A 6,168-nucleotide genomic window follows, 5' to 3' on the forward strand; every position below is an offset into this window, starting at 1 on the left:
GGAGCTCGCGGAGCGGCGCGCCGGGCGGACCGGGGCGCGCGCGGCGCTCCCGCCGTGCTGGACTCTGCCCGTGGCCGTCGCCTTCACGCCCTCGCCGCGGCCGACCGTCGGCGTCGAGTGGGAGCTCGCGCTCGTCGACCGGACGTCGCGCGACCTCGTCAACGCGGCGGACGCCGTCCTCGCGGGCGTGCGCTCGGCGGGCTCGCTCGCCCCGGGCCGGGTGACCGGCGAGCTGCTGCGCAACACCGTCGAGGTCGTCAGCGGCGTGTGCGAGAACGCCGACGCGGTGGCCGCGGACCTCGGCGAGGCCGTCGCGGCCGTGCGGGCCGCGGCCGAGCCCCTCGACGTCGAGCTCGCCTGCGCGGGCACCCACCCCTTCGGCCAGTGGTCCACCGACCAGCTCGCCGACGGCGAGCGCTACGCCGAGCTCATCGAGCGCACGCAGTGGTGGGGCCGGCAGATGCTCATCTGGGGCCTGCACGTCCACGTGGGCCTCGACTCCGCGGACAAGGTCTTCCCGGTGCTCGGCGCGCTGCTGCACAAGGCGCCGCACCTGCAGGCGCTGACGGCGTCCTCGCCCTTCTGGACGGGCGTCGACACGGGCTACGCGAGCAACCGGGCCATGATGTTCCAGCAGCTGCCGACGGCGGGCCTGCCCTTCGCCTTCGAGCGGTGGGAGGAGTACGAGGGCTTCGTCGACGACCAGCTGCGCACCGGCGTCATCGACGGCCTCTCCGACGTGCGCTGGGACATCCGCCCCGCCCCGCACCTCGGCACCCTCGAGGTGCGCGTGTGCGACGGCGTCCCGACCCTCGCCGAGCTGCGCGCGGTGACGGCGCTCGTGCACTGCCTCGTCGTCGACCTCGACCGGCGGCTCGTCGCCGGCGAGCGCCTGCCCTCGATGCCGCCGTGGCACGTCCAGGAGAACAAGTGGCGCGCCGCCCGCTACGGCCTCGACGCGGAGGTCGTCCTCGACGCGGCGGGGCGCGAGCGGCTCGTCACCGACGACCTCGCCGACCTGCTCGAGGACCTGCAGCCCGTGGCGCGCGACCTGGGCTGCGTCGACGCCCTCTGCGCCGTCGAGCGGATCACCCGTACCGGGGCGAGCTACCAGCGCCAGCGCTCCGTCGCGCAGCGCTCCGGCGGGGACCTCGTGGCCGTCGTCGACGCGCTCGTCGGCGAGCTCCGCGCCGGCGAGCCGCGCCGCGCCTGAGGGCCGGGCGGCTCTGCGGCGGGCGTCGACCCGCGACGGGCCCGACCCCGCGACGGGCAGGGCGCCCGCGACGGGCGACGTACCGTGGTCGGTCGACGGCGCCCGCGCCCGGGCGCCTCCCCCGAGCACGAGACCCCCACGGGAGAGGACGAGGTGGACGTGCAGGACCTCGAGCGCACCCCGCCGCCGGAGGCGGCCGTCGGACACACGCCGCCGGCGGTGGTCGACCGGCGCACCCGGACGGCGGGGCCCCGCCCGCGGGTCGCCTGGCGGCGCCGCGCGGCGACCGCGGCCCTGGCCGGCACCCTCGTCGCGGGCCTGGCCGGCTGCGCCGCCGGGACGACGCCCGGGGCCTCCGGGGCGCGGGCTCCCGCGACCGGCGTGGACGAGGCCGCCACCACCGCGCCGCCCGCCGCCGCCGCTGCCACCGAGCCGGCGCTGACCGCGCCGGAGCCCGACGCCCCCGCCCCCACCTCGGACGCCACCACCCCGCCCGGCCTCACCGCCTCCGCCCCGCCGGCGGAGCCGGAGCCCACCCAGGAGCCGGAGCCGGAGCCGATGGCGCCGGCGACGAGCCCCGCCCCCAGCCCGACCGCCTCGACGCCCCCGGCGCCCGCGCCGAGCGACAGCGCACCGGTGGCGCTGCGCAGCGGCGACCGCGGGGAGCGCGTGCGCGCCGCCCAGGAGCGCCTCTCCGACCTCGGGTACTGGCTCGGCGACGCCGACGGCTCGTACGGCGAGCTCACCCGCCAGGCCGTCTTCGCCCTGCAGGGCGCCGCTGGGCTCCAGCGGGACGGCGTCCTCGGCCCGCGGACGAGCGCCGCGCTCGCCGACGGGGTGCGGCCGCAGGCGTCGACGTCGTCGGGGCGCGCCCTCGAGATCGACCGGGACGCCGGCCTGGCGCTCTTCGTCGTCGACGGCGAGGTGCAGCTCGCGCTGCACACCTCCACGGGGACGTTCGAGACGTACGTGCGCGACGACGGCGCCGAGCGACTCGCCGACACCCCGGGCGGGACCTTCGCCGTCACGTGGGCCGAGCGCGGGTGGACCGACGCCGCGCTCGGGCGCCTGTACAGCCCCCGCTACTTCCACCCCGACGGCATCGCCCTGCACGGCTCGACCTCGGTGCCCGGCTACCCCGCCTCCCACGGCTGCGCCCGCGTGACCACAGCGGCGATGGACATGGTCTGGGCGCGCGGCCTCATGCCGGTGGGCTCGACCGTCGTCGTGCGCTGAGCCGCCCCACCGGCCCCGTCGGCCCGCCTCGACGACGGGCCGGCGAGCCTCGTCGGGCCGACGCCGGTGGGCGTGCCGGCAGGCGTCCCGGCGCCCGTCGGGCGACGATGGGCAGATGACCGACGTCGACCCCGATGCCCTGCGCGCCGGGCTCGCGCGGCTGCAGCAGCTGGCCTCCGCCGCCGAGAGCGCGGACGCCGGCGCCGCCGACACCCTCGGCGAGCTGCTGTCCGCCCTGAGCGCCGCCCTGCCCCTCGCCTCCGCCGGCCTGATGCTCCGCGACGCCGACGGGCGGCTGTCCTGCGTCGCCTGGACCGGGTCCGCCACCCGCTCCCTCGAGCGCGCCGAGGACGAGACGACCTCCGGCCCCGCGACGGACGCCCAGGTGCTGGGGCGCTCCCGCGCCACGACGGACGTCCTCGTCGACCCGCGGTGGCCCTCCCTCGGGCCGGCGATCGCCGCCCGGCCGGTGGAGGGCGCGCTCGGCGAGCAGTCCCCCGACGGCGTGGGCAGCGGGCTCGAGGGCGGCGTCGACGGCAGCTCGGGCCGCGGCGTGCCCACCGACGACGCGGCTCCTGGCTCCCCGCCCCCCGTGGACGGGTCCGGCTCGCCCCGCGCCGTCGCCACCGTCCCGGTGTCCGTCGCCGGCGGCCCCGTCGGCTGCCTCGTGGCGGTGCGCGAGGAGGCGGTCGCGTGGGAGCCCGAGCAGCTCGACGTCCTGGAGTCCGCCGCCCGCGTCGCCGCGGGCCTGCTGTCGACCGCCGCGGCGGCGGAGAGCACGAGCCGGCTCGCCGAGCAGCTCCAGCACGCCCTCGACCACCGCGTCGTCGTCGAGCGCGCCGTCGGCTACCTCATGGCCCAGCAGCAGGTCGACGCCACGGACGCCTTCGGGGCGCTGCGGCGCACGGCCCGCTCCGCGCGGCGGCGCGTCGCCGACGTCGCCGAGTCGGTGCTCGCCCTCGGGGGCCTCGAGGCGGCGGCCGACGCCGTCCGGAGCACGCCCGCCTGAGGGCCCCGGCCCCGCCGAACGGCCCGTCCGTCCCTCCGACGGGCGGGCGCCGCGGCGGGCGGGCGGCGGCCTCGGGCAGGATCGAGCGCGTGGACGACCCTGACGACGCCCCCAGCGCCCCCGTCGACCCCTCCTCCGGCGACCTGCCGCCCGTGGACCTCAGGGGCCGCAGCTTCCTCAAGGAGCTCGACCACTCCCCGCAGGAGTGGGCCGCGCTGCTCGAGCTGGCCGCCCGGCTCAAGGCCGAGCGCCGCGAGGGCCGCACGCGCCGGCGCCTCGAGGGCCGCGCCGTCGCGCTGCTCTTCGAGAAGACGAGCACGCGCACCCGCGCGGCCTTCGAGCTGGCGGCCGCGGCGCAGGGCGCGCACACGACGTACCTCGACCCCGCGGGCTCCCACCTCGGCCACAAGGAGTCGGTGGAGGACACCGGGCGGGTCCTCGGGCGCCTCTACGACGGCATCGAGTACCGCGGAGCCGCGCAGGCCACCGTCGAGCTGCTCGCGGAGGTGTCCGGCGTCCCCGTCTGGAACGGGCTGACGGACGAGTGGCACCCCACCCAGTCGCTCTGCGACGCGCTGACGATGGCCGAGCACTCGCCCCGGCCGCTGGCCGAGACGTCCTTCGCCTTCCTCGGCGACGGGCGCGGCAACGTCGCGGCCTCCCTGCTGGCGATGGCGGCGCTGACGGGGATGGACGCGCGCGTGGTGGCCCCCGAGCCGCTCCAGCCGTCCGCGGAGGTCCTCGCGGCCGTCCGGGAGACCGCGCGCACCACCGGCGCGCGCCTCACCGTCACCGACGACGTCGCCGCCGGCGTGCGGGGCGCCGACTTCGTCCACACCGACGTGTGGGTCTCCCTCGGCGAGCCCGAGAGCGCGTGGGACGAGCGCATCCCCCTGCTGGCGCCGTACCGCGTCGACGCCGGCGTGCTCGCCGCGACGGGCGTCGACGACGTCCGCTTCATGCACTGCCTGCCCGCCTTCCACGACCTCGGGACGTCGCTCGGCCGCGCCGTCCACGCCCGCCACGGCCTGACGGAGATGGAGGTCACCGACGAGGTGTTCCGCGGCCCCGCCTCGGTCGTGTGGGACCAGGCGGAGAACCGCCGGCACACCATCGAGGCCGTCATGGTGGCCACCCTGGCGGGCACCGGCGCCTGACGACGCGCCCGGCGGCGCGGGCCGCGTCCGCCCCCGGCGCCCCGGCAGCGCGTAGGGTCGCCGCCGAGCACTCAGCGTGCACCGGGCCGACGGGTCTCCCCGCCGGCCCAGCTCGACCGGCACCACCGCACCGACCGACACCACCCGACGAGGCGCCCCGCTCCCGGCGGGCGCCGAGAGACCGGCCGGCCCACCGGCCCGACCTGGAGGTCCCGCGTGTCCATCAACCGCAACGAGCTCGTCCAGAAGATCGCCGACAAGCTCGACGGCGACGTGTCCAAGGGCGACGTCGACAAGGTCATCGGCGGCTTCGCCGACGTCCTCACCGAGGCCGTGTCGCAGGGCGACAGCGTCTCGATCCAGGGCCTCATGAGCGTCGAGACCGTCGAGCGCGCCGCCCGCCAGGGCCGCAACCCGCGCACCGGCGAGTCCATCGAGATCGCCGCCACCACCGGCGTCAGCATCAAGGCCGGCAGCAAGCTCAAGGCCGCCGCCAAGGGCTGAGCCCCGCTCGCGCTCGAGCGCTCCGACGGCGCCCGCCACCACCGCTGGTGGCGGGCGCCGTCTGCGTCCGGGCAGCCAGGAGAGGTGGCCGGGAGAGGGTGCGAGGGGGCCCCCCACGGGCGCGGCGGACCCCTCGGCGTGTCACCGGCCGCGGCCGGGTCGGCGCGGTCATGCTGGGCACGGCCGGTGATCACCGGTGACCGACGATGACCGAGGAGCTGGGCGGCGTGCCTCCTCCCCCCGCGACGACCCCGGCGCTGCGCGTGCGCCCGGCCGCGCCGTCGGACCTGGCGCGGACGGCCCGCTGGCAGTGCCGCCACCTGCCCCACGGCTTCTTCCCGTCCCTCGGTCGGGGCTTCGTCGCCCGCTGGCACGCCGCCCACCTCGACGCCCCCCACGGCGTCGCGCTCGTCGCCGAGCTCGTCGGGGGGCCCGAGGCCGTCCCCGTCGGCTTCCTCGTCGGCGCCACCGACCAGCGCGCGCTCGTCGCCGAGGTCGTCGCCCGCCACCGCTGGTCGCTCGCAGCCTCCGGAGCGCGGGCGCTGGGCCTGCGCCCCCGTGTCGCCCTGCGCTTCGCGCGCACGCGGGCGCGCCCCTACGCCCGGCGGCTCCTCGGCACGGGGAGCCGCGGGCCCGCGGAGGCTCCGACCGCGCCGTCGACGAGCACCGACGCCGGCGCGCCGGTCGCCGTGGTCGCCGCCGTCGTCGTCGCGCCCGCGGCGCGCGGCGCCGGGGTCGGCGAGGCCCTGCTCGAGGCCTTCGCCGCCCGTGCCCGCGCGGCCGGCACGACGACGGCCGAGCTCGTCACGCGCGCCGACGGCGGCGCCGCCGCCTTCTACGAGCGCCTCGGGTGGGAGCGCGTCGCCGACCGGTCGAGCAAGGACGGCGCCCGCGTGCTCACCTACCGGACCGACCTCACGCCCTCGGGCGCCGCGGCCCGTCACGCCTCGGCCCCTCACACCTCGGCCCGTCACGCCCGTGCGGGTGGCAGCGGGGCCCCTGACGCCGGATCCGGGCGCGGGGGCGCTCCGGGGGGCCGTGTGGGTCCC

The 6,168-nt window shown here is 78.8% G+C and carries 6 protein-coding genes; all 6 read left to right on the plus strand.

The genetic code is table 11. The features are described 5' to 3' along the window. The first annotated feature begins 64 nt into the window (after positions 1-64). Positions 65-1,213, plus strand: coding sequence for a glutamate--cysteine ligase (locus WDV85_RS03805; protein WP_445263195.1), 1,149 nt, complete (start codon positions 65-67; stop codon positions 1,211-1,213). A gap of 153 nt (positions 1,214-1,366) precedes the next feature. Beyond that, positions 1,367-2,449, plus strand: coding sequence for a peptidoglycan-binding protein (locus tag WDV85_RS03810; RefSeq protein ID WP_339569348.1), 1,083 nt, complete (start codon positions 1,367-1,369; stop codon positions 2,447-2,449). A 115-nt stretch (positions 2,450-2,564) separates the two neighbouring features. After that, positions 2,565-3,458 (plus strand): ANTAR domain-containing protein, encoded by an 894-nt coding sequence (locus WDV85_RS03815; protein WP_339569349.1) that lies wholly within the window; start codon positions 2,565-2,567, stop codon positions 3,456-3,458. 143 nt (positions 3,459-3,601) lie between these two features. Next, a complete protein-coding gene (gene argF / locus WDV85_RS03820; protein ID WP_445263196.1) occupies positions 3,602-4,615 on the plus strand; it encodes an ornithine carbamoyltransferase in 1,014 nt (337 codons plus the stop codon). A gap of 216 nt (positions 4,616-4,831) precedes the next feature. After that, positions 4,832-5,119 (plus strand): HU family DNA-binding protein, encoded by a 288-nt coding sequence (locus WDV85_RS03825; protein WP_171203726.1) that lies wholly within the window; start codon positions 4,832-4,834, stop codon positions 5,117-5,119. 227 nt (positions 5,120-5,346) lie between these two features. Continuing rightward, positions 5,347-6,168 (plus strand): GNAT family N-acetyltransferase (locus tag WDV85_RS03830; RefSeq protein ID WP_339569350.1); only part of this gene is annotated, 822 nt, incomplete at its 3' end.

The sequence above is a fragment of the Pseudokineococcus sp. 5B2Z-1 genome, assembly GCF_037482305.1.
Taxonomy (GTDB): domain Bacteria; phylum Actinomycetota; class Actinomycetes; order Actinomycetales; family Quadrisphaeraceae; genus Pseudokineococcus.